Origin of the sequence: Actinacidiphila polyblastidii, assembly GCF_036353415.1 — a bacterium.
Lineage (GTDB): Bacteria > Actinomycetota > Actinomycetes > Streptomycetales > Streptomycetaceae > Actinacidiphila > Actinacidiphila polyblastidii.
Genome location: NZ_JAZEWV010000003.1, coordinates 202,898 through 228,712, shown reverse-complemented (window position 1 = coordinate 228,712; position 25,815 = coordinate 202,898). Strand labels below are relative to the sequence as shown.

Annotated in this window: 21 protein-coding genes; 16 read left to right on the top strand and 5 right to left on the bottom strand. The window is 73.7% G+C overall.

Annotation, left to right across the window (positions count from 1 at the left end; all coding sequences use genetic code 11):
* The first annotated feature begins 8 nt into the window (after positions 1-8).
* Positions 9-479: a hypothetical protein gene (locus V2S66_RS06120; protein WP_330793445.1), complete on the top strand. Its 471-nt coding sequence runs from the start codon at positions 9-11 to the stop codon at positions 477-479.
* A gap of 24 nt (positions 480-503) precedes the next feature.
* On the opposite strand, the gene V2S66_RS06115 is transcribed toward V2S66_RS06120, so the two are convergent.
* Together V2S66_RS06115 and V2S66_RS06110 are read right to left on the bottom strand one after the other, a co-directional pair.
* Positions 504-1,136, bottom strand: a complete 633-nt coding sequence (locus tag V2S66_RS06115; protein ID WP_330793444.1) for a TIGR03085 family metal-binding protein — start codon at positions 1,134-1,136, stop codon at positions 504-506.
* 57 nt (positions 1,137-1,193) lie between these two features.
* Entirely contained in the window at positions 1,194-2,138 is a 945-nt protein-coding gene (locus V2S66_RS06110; RefSeq protein WP_330793443.1) for a hypothetical protein, read from the bottom strand.
* Positions 2,139-2,266: 128 nt separating this feature from the next.
* On the opposite strand from V2S66_RS06110, the gene hisI reads away from it, so the two are divergent.
* The gene (hisI, locus tag V2S66_RS06105) at positions 2,267-2,635 is read left to right on the top strand and encodes a phosphoribosyl-AMP cyclohydrolase (RefSeq protein ID WP_413966309.1); all 369 of its coding nucleotides are present in this window, start codon (positions 2,267-2,269) and stop codon (positions 2,633-2,635) included.
* An 11-nt stretch (positions 2,636-2,646) separates the two neighbouring features.
* Entirely contained in the window at positions 2,647-4,176 is a 1,530-nt protein-coding gene (locus V2S66_RS06100) for an anthranilate synthase component I (RefSeq protein ID WP_330793441.1), read from the top strand.
* A 76-nt stretch (positions 4,177-4,252) separates the two neighbouring features.
* Here V2S66_RS06100 and V2S66_RS06095 read toward each other — a convergent pair whose 3' ends face one another.
* Positions 4,253-5,506, bottom strand: coding sequence for a S53 family peptidase (locus tag V2S66_RS06095; protein WP_330793440.1), 1,254 nt, complete (start codon positions 5,504-5,506; stop codon positions 4,253-4,255).
* Between the two features lie 313 nt (positions 5,507-5,819).
* On the opposite strand from V2S66_RS06095, the gene V2S66_RS06090 reads away from it, so the two are divergent.
* The 12 genes from V2S66_RS06090 (at position 5,820) to V2S66_RS06040 (ending at position 20,411) form a co-directional block, all read left to right on the top strand.
* Positions 5,820-6,536: a TIGR02234 family membrane protein gene (locus V2S66_RS06090; protein WP_413966308.1), complete on the top strand. Its 717-nt coding sequence runs from the start codon at positions 5,820-5,822 to the stop codon at positions 6,534-6,536.
* 218 nt (positions 6,537-6,754) lie between these two features.
* Complete coding sequence (locus V2S66_RS06085) at positions 6,755-7,015, top strand: HGxxPAAW family protein (protein WP_330793439.1); 261 nt, start codon at positions 6,755-6,757, stop codon at positions 7,013-7,015.
* Between the two features lie 90 nt (positions 7,016-7,105).
* Positions 7,106-7,630: a DUF2752 domain-containing protein gene (locus tag V2S66_RS06080; protein ID WP_413966319.1), complete on the top strand. Its 525-nt coding sequence runs from the start codon at positions 7,106-7,108 to the stop codon at positions 7,628-7,630.
* A gap of 160 nt (positions 7,631-7,790) precedes the next feature.
* Positions 7,791-8,600, top strand: a complete 810-nt coding sequence (gene trpC / locus V2S66_RS06075; protein ID WP_330793438.1) for an indole-3-glycerol phosphate synthase TrpC — start codon at positions 7,791-7,793, stop codon at positions 8,598-8,600.
* Between the two features lie 52 nt (positions 8,601-8,652).
* Positions 8,653-8,796 carry a tryptophan biosynthesis modulator TrpM gene (gene trpM, locus V2S66_RS34495; RefSeq protein ID WP_413966307.1) on the top strand — a complete coding sequence of 48 codons (144 nt, stop codon included), beginning with the start codon at positions 8,653-8,655 and terminating at the stop codon, positions 8,794-8,796.
* 156 nt (positions 8,797-8,952) lie between these two features.
* Complete coding sequence (gene trpB / locus V2S66_RS06070) at positions 8,953-10,239, top strand: tryptophan synthase subunit beta (RefSeq protein WP_330793437.1); 1,287 nt, start codon at positions 8,953-8,955, stop codon at positions 10,237-10,239.
* Positions 10,236-11,054, top strand: a complete 819-nt coding sequence (gene trpA / locus V2S66_RS06065) for a tryptophan synthase subunit alpha (RefSeq protein WP_330793436.1) — start codon at positions 10,236-10,238, stop codon at positions 11,052-11,054. Before trpB ends, trpA begins: the two co-directional genes overlap by 4 nt.
* 93 nt (positions 11,055-11,147) lie before the next feature.
* Positions 11,148-11,966, top strand: coding sequence for a DsbA family protein (locus V2S66_RS06060; RefSeq protein WP_330793435.1), 819 nt, complete (start codon positions 11,148-11,150; stop codon positions 11,964-11,966).
* A gap of 99 nt (positions 11,967-12,065) precedes the next feature.
* Positions 12,066-13,103, top strand: coding sequence for a prolipoprotein diacylglyceryl transferase (lgt, locus tag V2S66_RS06055; protein WP_330793434.1), 1,038 nt, complete (start codon positions 12,066-12,068; stop codon positions 13,101-13,103).
* 181 nt (positions 13,104-13,284) lie between these two features.
* Complete coding sequence (locus V2S66_RS06050; protein WP_330793432.1) at positions 13,285-14,019, top strand: VIT1/CCC1 transporter family protein; 735 nt, start codon at positions 13,285-13,287, stop codon at positions 14,017-14,019.
* Between the two features lie 346 nt (positions 14,020-14,365).
* Entirely contained in the window at positions 14,366-18,955 is a 4,590-nt protein-coding gene (gene gltB, locus V2S66_RS06045; protein ID WP_330793430.1) for a glutamate synthase large subunit, read from the top strand.
* Positions 18,948-20,411, top strand: a complete 1,464-nt coding sequence (locus tag V2S66_RS06040) for a glutamate synthase subunit beta (protein ID WP_330793428.1) — start codon at positions 18,948-18,950, stop codon at positions 20,409-20,411. Before gltB ends, V2S66_RS06040 begins: the two co-directional genes overlap by 8 nt.
* Positions 20,412-20,866: 455 nt before the next feature.
* Here V2S66_RS06040 and V2S66_RS06035 read toward each other — a convergent pair whose 3' ends face one another.
* Both V2S66_RS06035 and V2S66_RS06030 read right to left on the bottom strand, forming a co-directional pair.
* Complete coding sequence (locus V2S66_RS06035) at positions 20,867-21,790, bottom strand: hypothetical protein (protein WP_330793426.1); 924 nt, start codon at positions 21,788-21,790, stop codon at positions 20,867-20,869.
* A gap of 61 nt (positions 21,791-21,851) precedes the next feature.
* The gene (locus V2S66_RS06030) at positions 21,852-22,949 is read right to left on the bottom strand and encodes a serpin family protein (protein ID WP_330793425.1); all 1,098 of its coding nucleotides are present in this window, start codon (positions 22,947-22,949) and stop codon (positions 21,852-21,854) included.
* 106 nt (positions 22,950-23,055) lie between these two features.
* On the opposite strand from V2S66_RS06030, the gene pepN reads away from it, so the two are divergent.
* Positions 23,056-25,554: an aminopeptidase N gene (gene pepN / locus V2S66_RS06025; RefSeq protein ID WP_330793423.1), complete on the top strand. Its 2,499-nt coding sequence runs from the start codon at positions 23,056-23,058 to the stop codon at positions 25,552-25,554.
* Positions 25,555-25,815 lie beyond the last annotated feature (261 nt).

Below are 25,815 nucleotides of genomic sequence, written 5' to 3'. Positions count from 1 at the left end.
CCCGCACCATGTCCGACGCCCCCACGCCCGGCCGCTCACCGCGGCCGGTCGTGTGGGGCGTCGCCCTGCTCGCCGCGCTGATCGCGGTGATCGGGGTGTGGCTCTGGACCAGCCTCCTGCACGGCGTCTCGCCCCACGACGGCGCGCCGGACGACCCCGCCGCCCGGCCGGCCGTGCGGGCGGCGGAGCACACCGCGGACGCCCTGTCCGACGCCTACGGCGACGGGCGGCTGACCGAGCGGGAGGTCAGGTCCGCCGTCGCGGGCGGCGGCGTGCTGACCGGGCTGCAGCAGTCCGGCGACTGGACCAGCCTCACGGTGGCCTTTCCCTACCGGGTCACGCCCGCCGGGCAGGCCACCGCCCGCCTCACGTACCTGGTGGTGGACTACTTCGCCCGCCCGCGCACCTCGGCCGAGCCGCGCTACCGCGCCTCACGCCCCGGCAGCCCGGTCCCGTGGACCAGCAGGCCGCCCGGGTAGCGGACGCCGTCCCCGGCGGCCGCCTCAGATGCCGAGCTTGGCGGCGTACGCCTTCGCCACCGCGTCCTCGTCGCCCTGGGTCTCGACCTTCGCGGCCTGCTGGCGGCCGAAGGCGAAGAGCGTCAGCTCGCCGGGCTCGCCGGTGACGGTGACGACGGGGGAGCCCTTGTGGGCGACCACGGTCTGGCCGTCGGGGCGCCGCAGCACCAGGCCGACGGGGGAGCGGCGGCCGAGCACGCGGGCGGCGCGCTCCAGCCGGCTCCACAGGGCGTCGGCGAAGACCGGGTCGAGCGCGCGCGGCGTCCAGTCGCCCGCGGCGCGCCGGACGTCCTCGCCGTGGACGTAGAACTCCACGGTGTTGGACGCCTCGTCCAGCTGCTTGAGGGCGAACGGCGACAGGCGCGGCGGACCGGTCCTGATCAACTGCACGAGTTCCTCGTACGGCTTGGCCGCGTACTCCTTGCTGACGCGGGCGAGCCGGTCGGCGAGCCGCGGGATGAGCTGCCCGGCGGCCGCGTCGCCGCGGCGCTCGCGCACCACGACGTGGGCGGCCAGGTCGCGGGTGGTCCAGCCGGCGCACAGGGTCGGCGCGTCAGGACCGGAACTCTCCAGCAGGTCCGCGAGGAGCAGACGTTCACGCTGCGCATGGGTCGTCATACCGTCAGCCTAGGCCGTTTCCCGCCGTTCATGCCTGCTCCCGGCCGCCCACCGCGGTCAGCCGAGCCTGCTGTAGAGCTTCTTGCCGCTGGTGCCGTTGTTCTTCGTCAGCGAGCAGGTGACCGTCTTGCGGCCCTGCAGCTGGTAGGTGACCAGCTTCGGGAAGAGCGCATACGGGTAGTACAGCTCGCCGTCGGCCGGCAGGTGCTTCTTGGCGTCCGTCGTGCACAGGTCGAGCGCCTTCTGCTGGATCTGCGCGTCGGAGGAGAACGAGCCGGAGAGCGTCTCGTTCGCCACCACCTGCGCGTCGTGCGCGGAGCTGCACGAGCGGGTCGTCACCTTGTCCACCGAGGGCGTCAGCGTGGGCGCGTCGAAGCACTTGCCGGGCGAGAGCACCACGTACGGCACCAGCTTCTCGGTCGGCGTCGGGTCCACGGTGAAGCTGGGCATGTCGGTCGGCAGGGTCAGCGACGGCTCGTCCGAGGGCAGCGCGTCGCCGGTTGTCGGCAGGTCGGTCGGCAGGCCGGTCGGCAGGTCCGTGGGGAGGCCGGTCGGCAGGCCGGAGGGCAGCCCGCTGACGGTGTTCTGCGGCTTGGCGTCGTCGTCCTTCTTGTCGCCGCCGGCCACCACCACACCGGCGATGACGGCGCCGGCGACCACGATCACGCCGACCGCTATCCAGGCGTTCCGCTTGTTCTTGTTGCCGGGCGGCGGGGGCGGCGGGTAGCCGCCGGGGGCGCCGCCGTAGCCGTACGGATGCGGCGGCACCGGAGGTCCGGGGGGTCCCGGCGGGCCGTAGCCGCCCTGCCCCTGCGGATATCCGTACGCGTCACCGCCGCCGGCCTGCGGGTACCCGTAGCCGCCGGGCGGCGGGGGCGAACCGTAGCCGCCGCCGGGCGGCGGAGGCGGCGGGGGCGGGCCGAAACCCTGCGGGGGGCCGAAGCCACCGCCCTGGTCAGGGGGCGGCGTCGGTCCGTTCGGCGGCGGTGGAGGAAAACCCATGGAGGCAGGATGCCCCATACGGGTGACATCGGCGAGCGAACACCGGATGACGGACGCCGACCGGCAACTGCCCTGTCCTGTTCGCCGGTTATCGATGCCTTTCCGGTCGCCGGGCGCGGCGCGGCAGAATGGGGGCCATGTCCGCGACCTCGCTCGACCCCGCCATCGCCGCCCGCCTCAAGCGCAACGCCGACGGCCTGCTGCCCGCCATCGCCCAGCAGTACGACACCGGGGAGGTGCTGATGCTCGGCTGGATGGACGCCGAGGCGCTGCACCGCACCCTGACCACCGGGCGCTGCACGTACTGGAGCCGCAGCCGCGGCGAGTACTGGGTCAAGGGCGACACCTCAGGTCACGTCCAGCACGTCAAGTCGGTCGCTCTGGACTGCGACGGGGACACCGTGCTGGTGCGGGTCGACCAGCTCGGCGCGGCCTGCCACACCGGCGACCGCACCTGCTTCGACGCGGACGTCCTGCTGCCGGCGGCCGGCCAGTAAGGTCTGCGCCCATGGACCTCGATACCTTCCGCAAACTCGCGGTCGACCGGCGCGTCATCCCGGTCAGCCGCCGTCTCCTCGCGGACGGCGACACCCCTGTCGGCCTCTACCGCAAGCTGGCGGGCGAGCGGCCGGGCACCTTCCTGCTGGAGAGCGCGGAGAACTCCAAGTCCTGGTCCCGGTACTCCTTCGTCGGTGTCCGCTCCGCCGCGACGCTCACCGTCCGCGACGGGCAGGCGCACTGGCTGGGCGTGCCGCCGGTGGGCGTGCCGGTGGACGGCGACCCGCTCGCCGCGCTGCGGGCCACCGTCGAGACCCTGCACACCCCGCGCGACCTGACCGCGGGCATGCCGCCCTTCACCGGCGGCATGGTCGGCTACCTCGGCTACGACATCGTCCGCCGGCTGGAGCGCATCGGGGACAGCACCCGGGACGCCCTGCGGCTGCCGGAGCTGACGATGCTGCTCACCTCCGACCTCGCGGTGCTCGACCACTGGGACGGCAGCGTCCTGCTGATCGCCAACGCGATCAACCACAACGACCGCGACAGCGGCGTCGACGAGGCGTACGCGGACGCGGTGGCCCGGCTCGACGCGATGCAGGCCGACCTGGCCAGGCCCGCGCCGACGGTGCCGGCCGCGCTGCCCGAGTCGGTGGACTTCGGCTTCAGCACGGCCTGGGGCGGCGAGCAGTTCATGGCCGCGGTGGAGGACGTCAAGGAGCGGATCAGGGCGGGCGAGGCGTTCCAGGTGGTGCCGTCCCAGCGTTTCGAGGCGCCCTGCACGGCGAGCGCGCTGGACGTCTACCGGGTCCTGCGGGCCACCAACCCCAGCCCGTACATGTACCTGCTGCGCTTCCCCGGCGAGGACGGCGACGCGCAGGGCGGCTTCGACATCGTCGGGTCGAGCCCGGAGGCGCTGGTCAAGGTCGAGGACGGGCACGCGATGCTGCACCCGATCGCCGGCACCCGGCCGCGCGGCGCCACCCCGCAGGCCGACGCGGCGCTCGCCGAGGAGCTGATGGCCGACCCCAAGGAGCGCGCCGAGCACCTGATGCTCGTCGACCTCGGCCGCAACGACCTGGGCCGGGTCTGCGAGCCGGGCAGCGTCGAGGTGGTCGACTTCATGTCGGTCGAGCGCTACTCGCACGTGATGCACATCGTGTCGACGGTCACCGGCCGGGTGGCGGCCGGCCGGACCGCCTTCGACGTGCTCACCGCCTGCTTCCCGGCCGGCACCCTGTCCGGGGCGCCCAAGCCGCGCGCGATGCAGATCATCGAGGAGCTGGAGCCGACCCGGCGCGGCCTGTACGGCGGCTGCGTCGGCTATCTGGACTTCGCCGGCGACGCCGACACCGCGATCGCCATCCGCACCGCGCTGCTGCGCGACGGCACCGCCTACGTGCAGGCCGGCGCGGGCATCGTCGCGGACTCCGACCCGCAGGCCGAGGACACCGAGTGCCGCAACAAGGCGGCCGCCGTGCTGCGCGCCGTCGCCGCGGCGAACGAGCTGCGCCCCGCCCGCGCGGACGACGGGGCCTGACCCGACGCCAGGGCCCGACACGACGGCAGGGCCGCCCGGGAGGACGGCCCTGCCGCGTGCGGTGCGGTGTCGCGCGTCAGCCCTTGAAGGCCGCCGTGCCGTTGGGGGTGCCGAGGCCGGTCGGCCCGTCGTAGCCCGTCTTGGCGGTGCACAGGTAGGAGCCCGAGCACGAGCCGTTGGAGCCGCTCACCACGTCGTTGAGCGAACCGGTGTGGGCGTACGGGAAGGACGCCGGGGTCGATCCTGCCGACGGGGTGCCGGCCAGCGCGTAGACCGAGGCGATGATCGGCGAGGAGGCGCTGGTGCCGCCGAACACCTCCCAGCCGTTGTCCGAGCTGTAGGTGTCGTAGACCGCCACGCCGGTGGCCGGGTCGGCGACCGCGGAGACGTCCGCGATCGTGCGGCGCGAGCAGCCGGTGTCCTTCTGCCAGCTGGGCTTGGCGTCGTAGGCGGAGCAGCCGGAGCCGGTGCCGCTCCACACCGTGTCGGTCCAGCCGCGGGTGGTGGAGGTCTTCTTCAGCGAGGTGCCGCCCACCGCGGTGACGTAGCGGGAGGCGGCCGGGTACTCCGCACCGTAGCCGCTGTCGCCGGCGCTGACGGTGATCGCCACGCCCGGGTGGTTGAAGTACGAGCTGTCGTAGGAGGTGTCCGCGGAGGACTCACCGCCGCCGTAGCTGTTGGAGACGTACTTCGCGCCGAGCGAGACCGCGGTGTTCACGGACTTGCCCAGGTTCGCCATCGAGGCGGAGGAGGCCTCGACGAGCAGGATGTGGCACTGCGGGCAGGTGGCGCTGACCATGTCCAGGTCGAGGGAGATCTCCTCGGCCCAGCCGGCGTTGGCGCTCGGCAGCGACGAGGTGCCGCTCTGGCCGACCTTCTTGAAGCAGCCGTTCGCGGTGGTGCACGCCGCCAGGCCGTACGTCGAGCGGTACGTCGCCAGGTCCGCCTCGGCGGTCGGGTCGTCGTAGGCGTCCACGATGGCGACCGTGGCGCCGGAACCGCCGGTCGACGGCAGGGCGTAGGCGCTGTGCAGGTCGGCCGGGCCGTAGCCCGACGGGGTTGCCGCCGGGTTCACCGAACGGGCGGACGCGGCCAGCGAGTTGGCGCCGCTGGTCACCTTCAGGGCCTTACACGCCATGACGCCGGGGCGCGTGCTCACGGCGCAGGAGCGGGCGGTGGTCAGGGAGTGCGCGGCGCCTGCCGCGGTGGACCGCGCGACGGTGGCCGCACCGGCGCTGGGGGACAGCGCGAAGCCGGCCGCGGCCACTGCCGCCGCTGCCGTGAGGGCGAGTCCGGCGCGTATCGCGCCCGGGGAGAGGGTCGATCGCAAGCTGATGCCTCCTGTGTGGGGTAACGGCAAGGGCGTGCGGGCTTGGTGATGTCCCTGCTGCGTAGGGTGAACAGAGGGATGCGGGCGAAGGTATTGTGACGGGGTCACGTCAACAAGTCGGAGGCGGTAATCTATACCTCCGCTTTACCTGGAGGTGGGGCGAGCCGGGCATTTCCCACCCATGGGTCGACGCAGGAAGACGCGTGTAGATGAGGGCTGCATCCGATCGGCCGCGGACCCGGTGACGGATTCCGCACCGCGCGCCGGGCACCCCGGGGGCGGGGACGCGGTGACGGCAGGCGATAGTGGTGGGGTGAGTGCAGTCCCCCCGCCGCGCACAGACCCGGCAACAGTCCCGTCGGCCGCCGAGCCGCCGGCGGACGGAACGCCAGAGCAGGACCCCGGCGCCGCCGCGCCGCGCCCGCGGCCGCGCGCCGCGATGCGGGCGCTCGCCGCCGCGCTGCTGCTCGGCGTGCTCGGGTCGAGCCTGGTGCTGCTCGCGGCCGGCAAGACCTGGAGCCGCGGCACCGCCGCCTTCGGCCAGGCCGGGCTGCCGGTGCACGCCGACGGCGGCCAGACCACCGCGCTGCCCGGCGCGCTCGCCCTCGTCGGCCTCGCCTCCCTGGTCGCGGTGTTCGCGGTGCGCAGGATCGGCCGGGTGCTGGTCTCGGCGCTGCTCGCGCTCAGCGGCCTCGGCGTCGCGGTCGTCGTGCCGGCCCGCAGCGGCGGCCACGGCGCCCTCGACGCCGCCGCGGCCAGGGCCACCGGCCTCACCACGGTGGGCGCCAGCGGCGTGAGCACCACCTCATGGCCCGCGGTCGCCGTCGCGGGCGGCGTCCTGCTGCTACTCGCCGGGCTGCTGGCACTGCGGTACGGCCGCCACTGGCCGGCCATGTCCGGCACCGGCAGGTACGACAGGACCGGTGGCCGGACCGCCGGGCCGCGCCGCGCCGCGCCCGCGCCGGTCGACCCGGACCGGGCCGAGGACCTCTGGAAGGCGCTCGACCGCGGCGAGGACCCCACCCGCTGAGCGGCCCGCGCCGCGCCGCCCCCGAAGCGCCGCCCGCGGGCCGCCGTACAGGCACCCGCCCAGCCACCGGCCCAGGCGTCCGCACGCGCATCCGCACAGCCCCCCGTACAGGCACCCCCCGTGCGCGCGCCGCGCGCCCCGCGCGCAACAATGGGGGAGGAAGCGGACGGCACACGCCGCGACCGCGGAACTCCGACCGAGAACCTCAGGGAGCACTCATGGCGGCCCACCACGACCACGGACACACGCCTGCCGCCTGGACCGGCGTGATCATCGCCTTCATCGGATTCCTCGTGAGCGGCGCCTTCATGGTCGCCGCATCGCCGGTGGGCTTCTGGGTGGGCATCGGCGTCATCCTGCTCGGCGCGGTCGTGGGCGGCGTGATGCACCTGCTGGGCATGGGCAAGAAGCCGGAGCCGCTGGTGCGCACCTCCGACCTGGCCGCGAAGGACGAGGCGCGGGTGCACGCCGGCGCCTGACCGCCACCCGTACAGCGGGCGCAGCCGCAGGACCCTCCCGTCCGCGCGCTGCGCCTTCGCACGTCCGGGGCCAGAATCGGTTCCGTGAGCATCCCCCACGACGCCCGCGAGACCCTTGACACCTCCGGCGCTCCCGGCGTCCGCGACCCGGCCGGTCCCCGCGGCCCGGCCGGTCCCCTCCGCCCGGCCGGTTCCCGTGGCGCCGGTGCGCCCGGCGGCTCGGCCCTGCGCCGCGTCGCGGTGCCGCTGGGCGTGCTCGGCGGGGTGGTGGGCGCGTTCGGCTGGGTCGCCGCGGTCGACCCCAACACACCCGGCCACTACCCGGTCTGCCCCCTGCTGCACTACACCGGCCTCTACTGCCCCGGCTGCGGCGGCCTGCGCAGCGCGTACGCGGTCGCGCACGGCCACCTGCGCACCGCGCTCGGCTGCAACGCGCTCGCGGTCGCGGCCTACGTGCTCTTCGCCGTGGTGTGGGCCGTGTGGTGCGGCCGGTCGCTGCGCGGCCGGCCCTTCGCGCCGCAGCTCGGGCGGAGCCACCGCTGGGCCCTGTGGGCGGCGCTGATCGGCTTCGGGGTTGTCCGGAATCTGCCCTTCGGCGCGGCGCTCGCACCGTGAACCCGCGCGATCACCCGCCGGCGTTCGTCCAGGTGGTGAGAGCGCGGTCGGCCGGATTCGGGGACTGGGAGCCGCGCCCGATACCATCGGGAGTGTCGGCGCCCAGCGCCGGTGGCTTGATCATTTCGCTCTGCCCGACCCGGACAAGGGGAGTTCTCGCGTGAGTGTGCTCGACGAGATCATCGACGGAGTCCGAGCTGACCTCGCCGAGCGACAGGCACGCGTCTCCCTCGACGCGCTCAAGGAGCGCGCGGCAAGGGCGCGCGACGCCAAGGACGGCGTGTCCGCGCTGCGCGGCGAGGGCGTCACGGTGATCTGCGAGGTCAAGCGGTCCAGCCCGTCCAAGGGCGCGCTCGCCGCGATCGCCGACCCGGCCGGCCTCGCCGCCGACTACGAGGCGGGCGGCGCGGCCGTGATCAGCGTGCTCACCGAGCAGCGCCGCTTCGGCGGCTCGCTCGCCGACCTGGAGGCGGTCCGCGCCAAGGTCGACATCCCGGTGCTGCGCAAGGACTTCATCGTCACCGCCTACCAGCTGTGGGAGGCCAGGGCCTACGGCGCCGACCTCGCGCTGCTGATCGTCGCGGCGCTCGACCAGCCCGCCCTGGTGTCGCTGATCGAGCGGGCCGAGTCCATCGGGCTCACCCCGCTCGTCGAGGTGCACGACGAGGAGGAGGCCGAGCGCGCGGTCGACGCGGGCGCCCGGGTGATCGGCGTCAACGCGCGGAACCTCAAGACCCTCGAAGTGGACCGCGGCACCTTCGCCCGGGTCGCGCCGGAGATCCCCGGCCACATCGTCAAGGTCGCCGAGTCCGGGGTGCGCGGGCCGCACGACCTGATCGCGTACGCCCACGACGGCGCGGACGCGGTGCTGGTCGGCGAGTCGCTGGTGACCGGCAAGGACCCGCGCACCGCCGTCGCCGACCTCGTCGCCGCTGGCACCCACCCGGCGCTGCGCAACGGCCGGGACTGAGAGCCGCCGGCGGCGGCGCGAGGCGGGCGCGCGGTTGGATACACTCGGCCGCATGCCCGTTGCCTCGCGCCTCGCCCCCGGCTGCCGCCCCCGCGGCTGCCGCGCGCCCGCGCGCCGCATCCTGGGCCGCCGCGTGCGCTACGTGATCGGATGCGAGCCCGGACAGGTGAACGGCAGGCGATGGCGCCGCGGCTGACCCCGCGCCCACCCTCCGCGTACCGGCCCACCGCCCACCGGCCCACCTCGGGCCGGCCGTCCGCACGGCGGCCCGCCGACGGCACCGCCCGTCGACGTCCGCCCGGCCGGCGCGGTGGACCCGTCGTTCGACCCACCCACCTGCCAGGGGACACCCATGTCGGAGAAACCCGAGTTCTTCCTTCCTGATCCGGAAGGCGCCATCCCCAGCCCCGAGGGCTACTTCGGCGCGTTCGGCGGCAAGTTCATCCCGGAGGCGCTGGTCGCCGCCGTGGACGAGGTCGCCGCCGAGTACGAGAAGGCGAAGGCCGACCCGGCCTTCGCCGCCGAGCTGAACGACCTGATGGCCAACTACACCGGCCGGCCCAGCGCGCTGACCGAGGTGCCGAGGTTCGCCGCGGAAGCGGGCGGCGCCCGCATCTTCCTCAAGCGCGAGGACCTCAACCACACCGGCTCGCACAAGATCAACAACGTGCTGGGCCAGGCGCTGCTGACCCGCCGGATGGGCAAGACCCGCGTCATCGCCGAGACCGGCGCCGGCCAGCACGGCGTGGCCACCGCCACCGCCTGCGCGCTGTTCGGCCTGGAGTGCACCATCTACATGGGGGAGGTCGACACCCGGCGGCAGGCCCTCAACGTGGCCAGGATGCGCATGCTCGGCGCCGAGGTGGTGGCCGTCACCTCCGGCAGCCGCACCCTGAAGGACGCCATCAACGAGGCGTTCCGCGACTGGGTCGCCAACGTCGACCGCACCCACTACCTCTTCGGCACCGTCGCGGGACCGCACCCCTTCCCCGCGCTGGTCCGCGACTTCCACCGGGTGATCGGCGTCGAGGCGCGCCGGCAGATCCTGGAGCGCGCCGGACGGCTGCCGGACGCCGCGGTGGCCTGCGTCGGCGGCGGCTCCAACGCGATGGGCCTCTTCCACGCCCTGCTGCCCGACACCGGCGTCCGGCTGGTCGGCTGCGAGCCGGCCGGCCGCGGCGTGGCGACCGGCGAGCACGCCGCGACCCTGACCGCGGGCGAGCCCGGCATCCTGCACGGCTCGCGCTCGTACGTGCTGCAGGACGACGAGGGCCAGATCACCGAGCCGTACTCGATCTCGGCCGGTCTCGACTACCCGGGCGTCGGCCCCGAGCACTCCTACCTCAAGGACAGCGGCCGCGCCGAGTACCGGGCGGTCACCGACGACGACGCGATGCAGGCGCTGCTCCTGCTCTCCCGCACCGAGGGCATCATTCCCGCCATCGAGAGCGCGCACGCGCTGGCCGGCGCGCTTCAGATCGGCCGCGAGCTCGGCCCCGAGGGCCTGCTGCTGGTCAACCTCTCCGGGCGCGGTGACAAGGACATGGACACGGCGGCCCGCTACTTCGGGCTGTACGACGCGACGGCCACCGTGGACGAGAGCCACGAGCCGGCGATCGAGGCGGGAGCGGCGCAGTGAGCGGGAACATCAGCCTTCTGAACCAGGTCCTCGCGGCCGCCAGGGCCGAGCACAGGGCCGCGCTCATCGCCTACCTGCCGGCCGGCTTCCCGACCGTGGACGGCGGCATCGAGGCGGTCAAGGCGGTGCTCGACGGCGGCGCCGACATCGTCGAGATCGGCCTGCCGCACAGCGACCCGGTGCTGGACGGCCCGGTCATCCAGACCGCCGACGACATCGCGCTGAAGAACGGCGTGCGGATCGCCGACGTGCTGCGCACGGTCCGCGAGGCGCACGCCGCGACCGGCAAGCCGGTGCTCGTCATGACGTACTGGAACCCGGTCGACCGGTACGGCGCCGAGCGGTTCGCGGCCGAGCTGGCCGCGGCGGGCGGGGCCGGCTGCATCCTGCCCGACCTGCCGGTGGAGGAGTCCGAGGGGTGGCGCAAGGCCGCCGACCAGCAGGGCCTGGCCACCGTCTTCGTGGTGGCGCCCTCCAGCCGCGACGAGCGGCTCGCCCGGATCACCGCGGCCGGCAGCGGGTTCGTCTACGCGGCCTCGCTGATGGGGGTCACCGGCACCCGCGTCAGCGTCGGCGACCAGGCCGCCGACCTGGTGCGCAGGACCAGGGCCGGCACCGAGCTGCCGGTCTGCGTCGGGCTCGGAGTGTCCAACGCGGCGCAGGCCGCCGAGGTGGCCTCCTTCGCCGACGGCGTCATCGTCGGCTCGGCCTTCGTCAAGCTGCTGCTGGACCACGGCGGCGACCCGGCGGCGGGCCTCGCCGCGGTGCGCGCGCTCGCCGCCGAACTGGCCGAGGGCGTCCGCAAGCGCGGCTGATCCGTCACCCGGGGGACGGATTCTTGTCACCCCGGAGGGCGAAAAACGGTGCGGGGCGGCGCTGAGCGCCGCCCCGCACCGTTGTCCCCGGGCGTGAGCGAGAAGAACCGTGACGGTAAGCACAGCGCCCGCGAGGCGCTCAGGGAACAGCGTGCGAAGGAGGAGGCCCGCCATCGGCGGCGGCGGACCGCGATCGTGGCCGGCGGCGTGGTCGCCGTGCTGGCGGTCGCGGCGGTGATCAGCGTGGTGGTGGCCGACCACGACAGCGGCGGCGGCAGCAGCGACTCGTCGGCCCCGGTGGCCGCACCCAAGGGCGCCGTCGGCAAGGACAACCTGGTCATCCCGGTGGGCGCCGCCGACGCGCCGTCCACGCTGACCGTCTGGGAGGACTTCCGCTGCCCGGCGTGCGACGCCTTCGAGAAGGCATTCACCCCGACCATCCACCAGCTGGAGGACAGCGGCCAGGTGCGCTCGGAGTACCGGCTGGTGCTGCTGATCGACGGCAACCTCGGCGGCACCGGCTCGCTGAACGCCGCCAACGCCGCGGCCTGCGCCCAGGACGCGGGCAGGTTCCGCGCCTACCACGACGTGCTGTACGACAACCAGCCCGAGGAGCAGGACGACAAGTTCGCCGACAAGAGCACCCTGCTCACGCTCGCGGACAAGGTGCCCGGCCTGAAGACCGCGGCGTTCACCGCCTGTGTGAACGACGGCACCCACGACAACTGGGTGAAGAAGTCCAACGACGCCTTCGGCGCCTCCGGCTTCAACTCCACCCCGACCATCCTGCTCAACGGCAAGAGCGTCTACGGGGCGAACAGCAACCTGACGCCCGCCTCGCTCACCCAGATGGTCAAGGACGCGAACAAGGGCAAGCCCGCCGGGAAGGTCACCGCGACCCCGGCCTCCTGACCCCGGCGGGGGAGGGGCCGGGCGGGCGCGCGACGTTATTCATACGTAGCCGGGCGGGTTACCCCATCCCCCGCCCGGCAGGGTAGCGTCGGTGATGCCATGGACATCGCATACATCCCCAGCCCCTCGCACGGTGTCGTCCACCTCGGACCGATCCCGCTGCGCGGCTACGCCTTCTGCATCATCATCGGTGTCTTCGTAGCCGTCTGGCTCGGAAACAAGCGCTGGATCGCCCGTGGCGGCAGGTCCGGCACGGTCGCGGACATCGCGGTGTGGGCGGTGCCCTTCGGCCTGGTCGGCGGTCGCCTGTACCACGTGATCACCGACTACGAGCTGTACTTCACCAACGGCAAGGACTGGGTCGACGCCTTCAAGGTGTGGCAGGGCGGCCTCGGCATCTGGGGCGCCATCGCCATGGGCGCCCTCGGCGCGTGGATCGGCTGCCGGCGCCGCGGCATCGCGCTTCCCGCGTACGCCGACGCCATCGCGCCCGGCATCGCCTTCGCCCAGGCCATCGGCCGCTGGGGCAACTGGTTCAACCAGGAGCTGTACGGCAACCCGACGAAGCTCCCGTGGGGCCTGAAGATCACCAGCGACGGGGGCGACCGGGTCCCGGGGATCTACCAGCCGACGTTCCTCTACGAGTCCCTGTGGTGCGTCGGTGTCGCGCTGCTGGTGATCTGGGCGGACCGCCGCTTCCGGCTGGGCCACGGCCGCGCCTTCGCCCTGTACGTGGCCGCGTACTGCGTCGGCCGCGGCTGGATCGAGCACATGCGGTCGGACTTCGCGCACCACATCCTGGGCCTGCGGCTCAACGACTGGACGGCGATCATCGTCTTCCTGGCCGCCGTCGCCTACTTCGTGCTCAGCTCCCGCCTGCGGCCCGGCCGCGAGGAGACCGTCGAGCCGGCCGCCGAGCCGACCGCCGGCCAGGACGCCGCCGAGCCCGGCGCGAGCGCGGACCCGGAAGGCGCCAGGAGCGCTGACGCCCAGGCCGGCGAGGCCCAGCCCGGCGACGTCCAGGACGGCGAGGCGCAGGCCGACGAGGCCCGCACCGTCCGGGCCGACGGGGCCGCGGGCTCCGGGAACGACGGCGCGGAGCCGCAGCAGTCCCCGACCGCCGCCAAGCCCGGCTGACCCACCCCGCTTCCGCCGCTGCCCTCGGGCAGCCGCCCCCTGGCCGCCGTCCCAGGGACGTATCCCCAGCTCAGGGCAGCCTTTCCTTGCTGGCGGCCGGCCGGAATCCCGGTTACCTTCGGAGCGTTCCACGGGAAGGGCGGGCCGCCGCACGGGCGGGCGCCGGGGAGGGGTGCGCATCATGTCGACCGTCGTCGAGGACACCGCGCCGGCGAAGCCGTACCACGTCCCGCACCACACGCACCGCGACGTCAGCGGCGGGTGGCTGCGGCCGGCCGTCTTCGGCGCGATGGACGGCCTGGTCTCCAACCTGGCGCTGATGACCGGTGTGGCCGGCGGCGACGCCGGCTCCCGCACCCTGGTGGTCACCGGTCTCGCGGGCCTCGCCGCGGGCGCCTTCTCGATGGCGGCGGGCGAGTACACCTCCGTGGCCTCCCAGCGGGAGCTGGTCGAGGCCGAGCTGGCCGTCGAGCGCATCGAGCTGGACCGGCATCCCGAGGAGGAGCTGCGCGAGCTGGCCGCGCTGTACGTGGCCCGCGGCGTGCAGCCGGGGCTGGCGTACGAGGTGGCCAGGCAGCTGTCCGTCGACCCCGAGCAGGCGCTGGAGATCCACGCCCGCGAGGAGCTGGGCGTCGACCCGGGCGACCTGCCGTCACCGGTGGTCGCCGCGGCCTCGTCGTTCGTCGCCTTCGCGCTGGGCGCGCTGCTGCCGGTGCTGCCGTATCTGCTGGGCGGCACCTCGCTGTGGCCGGCGCTGCTGCTGGCCCTCGCCGGGCTGTTCGGCTGCGGCGCGGCTGTGGCGCGGGTCACCGCCCGCTCGTGGTGGTTCAGCGGGCTGCGGCAGCTGCTGCTGGGCGGCGCCGCCGCGGCGGTGACCTTCGGTATCGGCGCTCTGATCGGTACCGCCGTAAACTGAACGCGGAGGTTCCGTGCAGGGACCGGAAACATGTGTTTCCCGCTCGTTTCAGCCCCGCCCGCACGGGGCATCACTCGGTAACCGCGTCGGCAGAGCCGCCTGATCGCGACCCTCCGTGCACCGACTCGCACAGATCCCGAGACCGCCTGCGAGACCCAGCTCGATGCTGGCCTGAACCGATCGCTCCACCCCTCCCGAGTGTCCAGATGGTGGAATCACATATCCACCTCTTGAGCATTCGGCCATGATGTAACCTGCACGAAATCGCAGAGGGCCAACGTCGTCCCACTCGCGCATGCCTATGACAGGCGATGCATATCAGCCAAAAGACGACGACGGGAGAGCCATGCGTTCGCGTTCCGCGTTCATGGACGGGCGCCCCGCCCGGCAGGGGATGTACGACCCCCGCAATGAGCACGACGCCTGCGGTGTCGGCTTTGTCGCCACCCTCACCGGCGAGGCGAGCCACGGCCTGGTGCAGCAGGCGCTCACCGTCCTGCGCAACCTGGAGCACCGCGGCGCCACCGGCGCCGAGCCCGACTCGGGCGACGGCGCAGGCATCCTGCTTCAGGTCCCGGACGCCTTCCTGCGCGCGAACACGGCCTTCGACCTCCCCGAGGCCGGCCACTACGCGGTCGGCGTCGCCTTCCTGCCGGTCGACCAGGAGGACCGCACCAAGGCCGTCGACGCCATCGAGCGGATCGCCGTCGAGGAGGGCCTGACCGTCCTCGGCTGGCGCGAGGTCCCGGTCGGCCCCGACCTGCTGGGCGCCACCTCCCGCTCGACCATGCCGTACTTCTCCCAGCTGTTCGTCGCCGACCACGCCGGCCAGGCGTCCGGCATCGCGCTGGACCGGCCCGCCTTCGTGCTGCGCAAGCGCGCCGAGCGCGAGGCCGACGTGTACTTCCCTTCGCTGTCCGCGCGGACCATCGTCTACAAGGGCATGCTCACCACCGGCCAGCTGGAGCCGTTCTTCCCCGACCTGTCCGACGAGCGCTTCGCCACCGCCATCGCGCTGGTCCACTCCCGCTTCTCGACCAACACCTTCCCGAGCTGGCCGCTCGCACACCCGTACCGCTTCGTCGCCCACAACGGTGAGATCAACACCGTCAAGGGCAACCGCAACTGGATGCGCGCCCGCGAGTCCCAGCTGGCCAGCGGCCTGTTCGGGCCGGCCGGCGGCGCGGGAGCCGAGGCCGCGCAGGGCGCCGGCGGCGAGCTGGAGCGGATCTTCCCGATCTGCACGCCCGACGCCTCGGACACCGCGTCCTTCGACGAGGTCCTCGAACTGCTGCACCTCGGCGGCCGCTCGCTGCCGCACAGCGTGCTGATGATGATCCCCGAGGCGTGGGAGAACCACGCCTCCATGGACCCGGCCCGGCGCGCCTTCTACCAGTACCACTCCACGCTGATGGAGCCCTGGGACGGCCCGGCCTGCGTGACCTTCACCGACGGCTCGGTGGTCGGCGCGGTGCTGGACCGCAACGGTCTGCGCCCCGGCCGCTACTGGGTCACCGACGACGGCCTGGTGGTGCTCGCCTCGGAGTCGGGCGTGCTGCACGACATCGCCCCGGAGCGGATCGTCCGCAAGGGGCGGCTGCAGCCCGGCCGGATGTTCCTGGTCGACACCGTCTCGCACCGGATCGTCGAGGACGACGAGATCAAGGCCGAGATCGCGGCGCAGAACCCGTACGCCGACTGGCTGGAGGCCGGCCTGATCGACCTGGCCGACCTGCCGGAGCGCGAGCACATCGTGCACACCCACGCCTCGGTCACCCGCCGCCAGCAGACCTTCGGGTACACCGAGGAGGAGCTGCGGGTCATCCTCGCGCCGATGGCGCGCACCGGCGGCGAGCCGCTCGGCTCGATGGGCACCGACTCGCCGATCGCGGCGCTGTCCGAGCGGCCCCGGCTGCTCTTCGACTACTTCACCCAGCTGTTCGCGCAGGTCACCAACCCGCCGCTGGACGCCATCCGCGAGGAGCTCGTCACCTCGCTGATCTCCACCATCGGCCCCTCCGGCAACCTGCTGGAGCCCAGCCCGGCGTCCTGTCGCAACATCACCCTGCCGTTCCCGGTCATCGACAACGACGAGCTGGCCAAGCTCATCCACGTCAACGCCGACGGCGACATGCCGGGCCTGAAGGCCGCCACGCTCTCCGGGCTGTACCGGGTCACCGGCGGCGGCGACGCGCTCGCCGCCCGGATCGCCGAGATCTGCGCCGAGGCCGACGCCGCCATAGAGGACGGCGCCCGCCTCATCGTGCTCTCCGACCGGCACTCCGACGCCGAGCACGCGCCCATCCCGTCGCTGCTGCTGACCTCCGCCGTGCACCACCACCTGATCCGCACCAAGCAGCGCACCCAGGTCGGCCTGCTCGTCGAGGCCGGCGACGTGCGCGAGGTGCACCACGTGGCGCTGCTCATCGGCTACGGCGCCGCCGCGGTCAACCCGTACCTGGCGATGGAGTCCGTCGAGGACCTGGTCCGCGAGGGCACCTTCCTGCCGGGCCTGGACGCCGAGCACGCGATCGGGAACCTGATCAAGGCGCTCGGCAAGGGCGTGCTGAAGGTGATGTCCAAGATGGGCATCTCCACCGTCGCGTCGTACCGCGGCGCGCAGGTCTTCGAGGCCATCGGCCTGGACACCGACTTCGTCGACACCTACTTCCACCTCACCGACACCAAGATCGGCGGGGCGGGCATCGACGTCATCGCCCAGGAGGTCGCCGCCCGGCACGCCAAGGCGTACCCGGCCTCCGGCATCCCGGCCGCGCACCGCCGGCTGGAGATCGGCGGCGAGTACCAGTGGCGCCGTGAGGGCGAGCCGCACCTGTTCGACCCGGACACGGTCTTCCGGCTGCAGCACGCCACCCGCACCCGCCGCTACGACATCTTCAAGCAGTACACGCACCGGGTGAACGAGCAGTCCGAGCGGCTGATGACGCTGCGCGGCCTGTTCGCGCTGGCCTCCGAGCGCCCCGCTGTGCCGCTGGACGAGGTCGAGCCGGTCAGCGAGATCGTCAAGCGGTTCTCCACCGGCGCCATGTCGTACGGCTCGATCTCCCGCGAGGCGCACGAGACGCTGGCCATCGCGATGAACCAGCTCGGCGGCAAGTCCAACACCGGCGAGGGCGGCGAGGACCCCGACCGGCTCTACGACCCGGCCCGGCGCAGCGCCATCAAGCAGGTCGCCTCCGGCCGCTTCGGCGTCACCAGCGAGTACCTCGTCAACGCCGACGACATCCAGATCAAGATGGCCCAGGGCGCCAAGCCCGGCGAGGGCGGCCAGCTGCCCGGCCACAAGGTCTACCCGTGGGTCGCCGGCACCCGGCACTCCACCCCCGGCGTCGGCCTGATCTCGCCGCCGCCGCACCACGACATCTACTCCATCGAGGACCTCGCCCAGCTGATCCACGACCTGAAGAACGCCAACCCCAAGGCGCGGGTCCACGTCAAGCTGGTCTCCGAGGTCGGCGTCGGCACCGTCGCCGCGGGCGTCTCCAAGGCGCACGCCGACGTGGTGCTGATCTCCGGCCACGACGGCGGCACCGGCGCCTCGCCGCTGACCTCCCTCAAGCACGCCGGCGGCCCCTGGGAGCTCGGTCTGGCCGAGACCCAGCAGACGCTGCTGCTCAACGGCCTGCGCGACCGGATCGTCGTGCAGACCGACGGCCAGCTGAAGACCGGCCGCGACGTGGTCATCGCCGCGCTCCTCGGCGCCGAGGAGTTCGGCTTCGCCACCGCGCCGCTGGTCGTCTCCGGCTGCGTGATGATGCGCGTCTGCCACCTGGACACCTGCCCGGTCGGCGTCGCCACCCAGAACCCGGTGCTGCGCGACCGCTTCACCGGCAAGCCCGAGTTCGTGGTGAACTTCTTCGAGTTCATCGCGGAGGAGGTCCGCGAACTCCTCGCCGACCTGGGCTTCCGCACCATCGAGGAGGCCGTCGGCCACGCCGAGCTGATCGACGCCGGCCGCGCCGTCGACCACTGGAAGGCGCAGGGCCTCGACCTGGCCCCGCTGCTGTACGTGCCGGAGCTGCCCGAGGGCGCCTCGCTGCACCGCACCACCGACCAGGACCACGGCCTGGACAAGGCGCTCGACAACGAGCTGATCCGGCTGGCCGCCGAGGCGCTGGACTCCGGCGCGCCGGTCCGCGTCCAGCTGCCGGTCCGCAACGTCAACCGCACCGTCGGCACCATGCTCGGCCACGAGGTGACCAAGAAGTACGGCGGCGCCGGCCTGCCCGCGGACACCGTCGACATCACCCTCACCGGCTCGGCCGGCCAGTCCTTCGGCGCGTTCCTGCCCCGCGGCATCACGCTGCGGCTGGAGGGCGACGCCAACGACTACGTCGGCAAGGGCCTGTCCGGTGGCCGGATCGTGGTGCGCCCCGACCGCGCCGCGGACCACCTCGACGAGAACTCCACCATCGCGGGCAACACCATCGCCTACGGCGCCACCGGCGGCGAGCTGTTCCTGCGCGGCCGCACCGGCGAGCGCTTCTGCGTCCGCAACTCCGGTGCCACGGTGGTCTCCGAAGGCGTCGGCGACCACGGCTGCGAGTACATGACCGGTGGCCGCGCCGTGGTGCTCGGCAGCACCGGGCGCAACTTCGCGGCCGGCATGTCCGGCGGCATCGCGTACGTCCTCGACCTCGTCGCGGACAACGTCAACACCGGCATGGTCGGGGTCGAGGCGCTCGACGCCGACGACATCACGTGGCTGCACGACGTCGTGCGCCGCCACAGCGAGGAGACCGGCTCCACCGTCGCGGCCCGGCTGCTCGCCGACTGGGGCAACGCCCTCACCCGCTTCGGCAAGGTCATGCCGAGGGACTACAAGGCAGTGCTCGCCGCCAAGAACGCCGCCGAGCAGGCCGGACTCTCCGAGTCCGAGACCACCGCGAAGATGATGGAGGCGGCAAATGGCTGACCCCAAGGGCTTCCTCACCACCGGCCGCGAGACCGCCCCGACCCGCCCGGTCGAGGAGCGCAGGCAGGACTGGAACGAGGTCTACGTCCCCGGCGGCCTGCTGCCGCTGATCAGCAAGCAGGCCGGCCGCTGCATGGACTGCGGCATCCCCTTCTGCCACAACGGCTGTCCGCTCGGGAACCTCATCCCCGAGTGGAACGACTACGCCTACCGCGAGGACTGGCAGGCCGCCTCCGAGCGGCTGCACGCCACCAACAACTTCCCGGAGTTCACCGGGCGGCTGTGCCCGGCGCCCTGCGAGTCCGCGTGCGTGCTCGGCATCAACCAGCCCGCCGTGACCATCAAGAACGTCGAAGTCACCATCATCGACAAGGCGTGGGACAGCGGCGACGTCACCCCGCAGCCGCCGGAGCGGCTGTCCGGCAAGACCGTCGCGGTGATCGGCTCGGGCCCGGCCGGACTGGCCGCCGCCCAGCAGCTCACCCGGGCCGGCCACACCGTCGCCGTCTACGAGCGGGCCGACCGCATCGGCGGGCTGCTGCGGTACGGCATCCCCGAGTTCAAGATGGAGAAGCGGCACATCAACCGCCGCATCGAGCAGATGCGCGCGGAGGGCACCAAGTTCCGCACCGGCGTGCAGATCGGCACCGACCTGGACGGTGCGAAGCTCGCCAAGCGCTACGACGCGGTGGTCATCGCGGCAGGCGCCACCCAGTGGCGCGACCTGCCGGTCGAGGGCCGCGAACTCAAGGGCGTCCACCAGGCGATGGAGTACCTGCCGCTCGCCAACAAGGTGCAGGAGGGCGACTTCGTGGCGCCCCCGATCACCGCCGAGGGCAAGCACGTCGTCGTCATCGGCGGCGGCGACACCGGCGCGGACTGCGTCGGCACCGCCCACCGGCAGGGCGCGCTGTCCGTCACCCAGCTGGAGATCATGCCGCGGCCCTCCGAGTCGCGGCCGCTGCACCAGCCGTGGCCGACCATGCCGATGGTGTACAAGGTCACCTCCGCGCACGAGGAGGGCGGCGAGCGGGTCTACGCCGTCAACACCGTGCGGTTCACCGGTGACGAGAACGGCCATGTCCGCGAACTCCACCTGGTCGAGGTGGTGTTCGAGAACGGGACGTTCGTGCCGCAGGAGGGCACCGAGCGGATCGTGCCGGCCGACCTGGTGACCCTGGCGATGGGCTTCACCGGCACCGACCAGGAGAACGGCATGGTCGAGCAGCTCGGCCTGGAGCTGGACGCGCGCGGCAACATCGTCCGCGACGCTTCGTACGCGACCAACGTCGACGGCGTCTTCGTCGCCGGCGACGCGGGCCGCGGCCAGTCGCTCATCGTCTGGGCGATCGCCGAGGGCCGCTCCGCGGCGAAGTCCGTCGACGCGTACCTCACCGGGGTGCCGTCGGCGCTGCACGCCCCGATCCGTCCGACAGACCGTCCGCTGACCGTCTGACGGGACCACGTTCCGCACACCGGCGTGCGGAACGCGCAACACCCGCGGCGCCCGCCACTCCCCGACCAAGGAGGCGGGCGCTTCGGCGTCCCCCTCCCCGCGCCGGGCGTTGCGCCCGAACCGCCGGGCTGGCGCCCGGATTGCGGTGGGCGTTGTGCCCGAACCGCCGGCCTGGCGCCCGGATTGCGCTGGGCGTTGCGCCAACCCAGGGGCGCGGGGAACTGCGCGAGCAACCGGCCACCGGCCGGTGGCCCGGTCTGCGACCGCAACAGCCCCTTGGGGCCGGTGACGACGTGCAGCCCTCGTCGTGGCTGTTCGCGCAGTTCCCCGCGCCCCTGACAAAACGGCTGAGCGCCCAGCGCACGGCTCGCGCAGCGGAAGACGGGCCGGCGTCCGGCGAAACGGCTGGGCGCCGAGCGCCGGGCTCGCGTGGACAAAGGGGGGGCGGACGCCCGCTACGTGTCGCAGTCGAGAAGGGTGTGGCAGAGGGTGCAGCGGGCGCGGACGCGCCCCCGGCAGGGGAGACGTATCCGCTGGTGGCACGTGGGGCACGGGAACGACACGCGCAGTGCGGACGGCGGACCGTCGAAGGCGTAGTCGGGGCCGGAGGCCACCGCGCGACGGTCCTTGGCGTAGCGGCGGCGCGCCGCCCAGCCCGCCGCGGCCAGCGGCGGCCGCCGCAGGTCGAGCTGCGCCCGGGCTAGCCCCGCCCGGTACGCGTCCCGCGCCTGCGCACTGCGAAACCACGGCTCGATGTCGTCGCCGAACGCGAGCGCCCGCTTGGCGATCACGTACCCGAACTCCTCCGGGGTGAGATACCCCAGCTTGTACGCCGACATCATCAGCCGCTCGCCGCGGATCGCGGCCTCCTCCCGGTACGCGTCCAGCAGCAGCCACCCCGCCCCCAGATACGTCGCGGCGGTGTCCGTGAGGATCTCGTTGTCGCGGGTGCCGGGGAACTCCAGGCCCAGCCGGTGCAGCCACACGTGCATGACCTCGTGCGCGAGCGCCGCGCCCACGTCCCGGCGGTCGGTCCTGAACCGGGCGTGCAGCTCGATGAAGTACTCGGGCCCGGCGGCCAGTTCGACGTTCCCCGCGTGCACCATGTCGCGGAAGCCGACGACCATCCGCGCCTCCGGCAGCCGGAAGTGCTGCACCATCACCCGGGCCACCCGCTGCGCGCCGAGGTAGAGGTCCTCGTCGTCGGGGAAGTCCACCAGCTCGGGGTGCACGCTCGCGGCGAACCGCTCCACGCCGTCCGCCGACAGCCGCCGGTAGAGCGCGGTCAGCGCGGCCCGTACGGTCTCCAGGTGCGGGAACCCGTGCACGATCGGCCCGCCGTCGGCGGCGGCGACCCCGGGTTCGACAGGCTCGGCCATGAACACCTCCCCGTGGAGGCCGAGCCTACGCGTCGCAGCCGGCCGTTGTCGCCGTCCCCGGTCAGGCGGGCGGCTGCGGCCCGGCGGGCGCGGCAGCCTGCCAGGCGGTGAGCAGCGGCGCCTCGCCGGCGCCGGACAGCAGCACGATGCCGAAGGGGCGGTCGAAGGCGATCCGCAGGGGCTGCCGGGTCACCGCCGTCGCCCGCATCGTCACCGCGGTGACCGCGGCGGCCTCCACGCCCAGCTCGGCGACGTTCAGCAGGCACTCCTGCACCGCCGCGTCGACGTACAGCGGCCGGTCGGCCAGCGCGGAGAAGTCCGCACCGGGGGACAGCGCCGCGGTCAGGCCGAGCGCGCGCAGCGGCCCGGTCAGGTCCGTCCTGGCGCGCAGGCTCAGCCGCGGCACCGCGACGCCGACCCGGTCCGCCTCGACCGGCCGCCGCCGGTCCGACCAGGCCGCGGGCAGCACCGCCGCGGGCGGCGCGCCCGGCTCGCCCAGCACCAGGCGCACCCGGGCGCCGGGTGTGCCGTCCGCCGCGGCCGCGCACCCCAGCTCCACGACGGTGACGCCGCCGGGCACCGTCCACACCTCGGAGCGGGACAGCCGCCGGTGCATCGTCGGCACCCGGTGCACGACGCCCGCCGCGTCGGTGAAGTCCCGCGCCGCGGTCTCCGCCGCGGCGAACGGCACCGCCCAACGTGCCTTCAGTGCAGGGGCGTTGACCAACACCAGCCGGGTCGCGGCGGTGACCCGCAGCGGCAGCTCGCGGATCAGGCCGCCGGTCGCGTCGCGTACCCACGCGTCGATCTCCGCCTGCTCGCGCAGCGGGCCGAACCCCACGTCGGGCAGCGCCGCGCGGAAGGTGTCGCGCAGCGGCTCCGTGCTCCACACGCCGGTCGCCACCGCGAGGCTGTCGGTCGCCGCCAGTGCGCGGGCCGCGCTGGTCACCGCCCGCGCCGCGCCCGGCCCCGACACGCCGAGCAGCTGCCCGAACCGCGCCGCGGTCGGGCCGGCCGCCCCGGCCGCGAGCGCCCCGAACGCCAGCCACACCCCGGCCGGCGACACCACGAAGTCCTCCGCCGGCCGCCGCCCCGCGCCGGGCGCGGCGACCTCCAGCCAGCGCGAGGCCAGCGTGCGCACCGCCTCCTCGTACTCCACCGTCCGCCCCTCTCCAGGCCGCACAGGACGCCGGACAGCCTACGCGCCGGCGGCGCGCGGATGATCTCCCTACCGTCGCGCGGGCGCGTGCGGCAGCATGTGTCGCATGTCTGTTCTGACCCGCACCGAAGCCGAGACCCGCGCTCGCGACCTGTCCGTACAGCAGTACGCCATCGACCTCGACCTCACGAGGGGAGAGGACGTCTTCGGGTCGACCACCGTGATCCGCTTCACCGCGACCCGCGCCTGCGACACCTTCGTCGAGCTGAAGCCCGCGGCGCTGCACCGGGCGGTGCTCGACGGCGTCGCGCTCGACCCCGCCCTGCTGGACGGCAACCGGCTGCCGCTCAGCAACCTGGCCGAGGGCGCGCACGAGCTGCGGGTCGAGGCGGACATGCGCTACTCGCGGACCGGCGAGGGCATGCACCGCTTCACCGACCCCGCGGACGGTGAGACGTATGTCTACACCCAGCTGTTCATGGACGACGTGCAGCGTGTCGCCGCGGCCTTCGACCAGCCGGACCTCAAGGCCGTCTTCGACGTCGAGGTGACCGCGCCGCAGGACTGGACGGTGCTCGGCAACGCGATCGCCACCCGCACCGCGCCCGGCCGCTGGCGGATGGCCCGCACCGCGCCGCTGGCCACCTACTTCCTCGCGGTGGCCGCGGGGCCCTACCACTCGGTGCGCACCGAGCACGCGGGACTGCCCTTCGGCCTGCACTGCCGCCGCTCGCTCGCCCCCTACCTGGAGCGCGACGCGGCCGACCTCTTCGACCTGACCAGGCGCTGCTTCGACCGCTACCACGAACTCTTCGAGGAGCCCTACCCGTTCGACTCCTACGACCAGGTGTTCGTGCCGGAGTTCAACGCCGGCGCGATGGAGAACCCCGGACTGGTCGTGCTGCGCGACGAGTACGTGTTCCGGTCCGCGGTCACGCCCACCGAGGCGCAGTTCCGCGCCGTCGTCATGGCCCACGAGATGGCCCACATGTGGTTCGGCGACCTGGTGACGCTGCGCTGGTGGGACGACATCTGGCTGAACGAGTCCTTCGCCGAGTACATGGGCTACCAGGTGATCGGCGAGGTCACGCGCTACACCGGCGCCTGGAACGACTTCGCGGTGGCCCGCAAGGCCTGGGGGAGCGACGCCGACCAGCGGCCCTCCACCCACCCGGTCGCGCCGGACCCGGACGCCGTGCCCGACACCGCCTCGGCGCTGAACAACTTCGACGGCATCTCCTACGCCAAGGGGGCGTCCGCGCTGCGGCAGCTCGTCGCCTGGCTCGGCCACCACGACTTCCTGGCCGGGGTCAACGAGCACTTCGCCCGGCACCGCTTCGGCAACGCCGCCCTCGCCGACTTCATCGACTCGCTGGCCGGCGCCACCGCGCGCGACGTGCCCGCCTGGGCCGAGGCGTGGCTGCGCACCAGCGGCCTCGACACCCTGGTGCCGGCCGCCTCGCCCGCCCCCAGCGGCTGGCAGCTGGCCGTCACCCACACCGGCAGCCGCCCGCACCGCATCTCCGTCGGGCTCTACGACCGTGCGGTCGCCGCGCCGGACCGGCTGGTGCCGCGCGACCGGATCACCGTGGACATCACCGCCACCTCCGTGGTCGACCGGCGTGAGCTGCCCGGCCCGCGGCCCGACCTGATCCTGCTCAACGACGGCGACCAGACCTTCGCCAAGGTCCGCTTCGACGAGCACTCGTGGGAGACCCTCGCCGACACGCTGAGCAGCCTGCCGGACGCGCTCAGCCGCGCGGTGGCCTGGAACGCCGCGCGCGACCTGGTGCGCGACGGGCGGATCGCGCCCGCCGCCTACCTCGACCTGGCCGGCCGCCATCTGCCCGCCGAGACCGACCCGTTCCTGGTCGAAGGGGTGCTCGGCTTCGCCCGCGGGGCCGTCGCCGACCGGCTGCTCGACCCGGCGCTGCGGCCCGCCGCGCTCGCCGGCCTCGCCGAGGTCGGCCGTGCGCTGCTCGCCGACGGCCCGGAGGAGACCCGGCTGAGCGCGGTGCGCACGGTCATCGGCTGCGCGGCCACCGAGCAGGACGCGGCGACGCTGCGCGGCTGGTACGAGCGGGGGGCGATCCCCGGCGCGCCCGCGCTCGACCCGGAGCTGCGCTGGCGGTTGCTGCTGCGGCTCACCGTGCTCGGTGCGGCCGGGCCCGCGGACATCGACGCGGAGCTGGCCGGCGACACCAGTGCGAAGGGCCGCGAAGGGGCGGCCCGTTGCCGCGCCGCGCTGCCCGACCAGGCCGCCAAGGAAGCGGCCTGGCAGGCCGTCTTCCACGACGACTCGCTCTCCAACTACCTGTTCATCGCCACCGCCCAGGGCTTCTGGCACCCTGAGCAGCTCGCGCTGGTCGGCGGGTTCGTGCCGCGCTTCTACGGGGACGCGCCGCCGCTCGCCGAGCGCCGCGGCGCGGCCATCGCGGAGGCGCTCTGCCGCCACGGGTTCCCGGCGGTCGCCGTCGACGCGGAGCACCTGGCGGTGGGCCGGAAGGCGCTCACCGACCCCGCCCTCATCCCCGCCCTCCACCGCGGCCTCACCGACCAACTCGACGACCTCGCCCGCGCACTCCGCGTCCGCCCCCACCCCTAGCCCACGACCTGCAGTCGGCCACCGGCCCGCTGGGGCGGTTGCTGTCGTCCCCGGCCCACCGGCCGGTGGTGGGTTGCTCGCACCGTTCCCCGCGCCCCCTGGTGGGGCGCACCGGCGGGCGCGGCCCGGAAGTGCGTGGCCTGCGGTCGGCCACCGGCCCGGAGGGGCGGTTGCTGTCGTCTCCGGTCCACCGGCCGGTGGTGGGTTGCTCGCGCCGTTCCCCGCGCCCTTGGTGGGGCGCACCGGCGGGCGCGGCCCGGA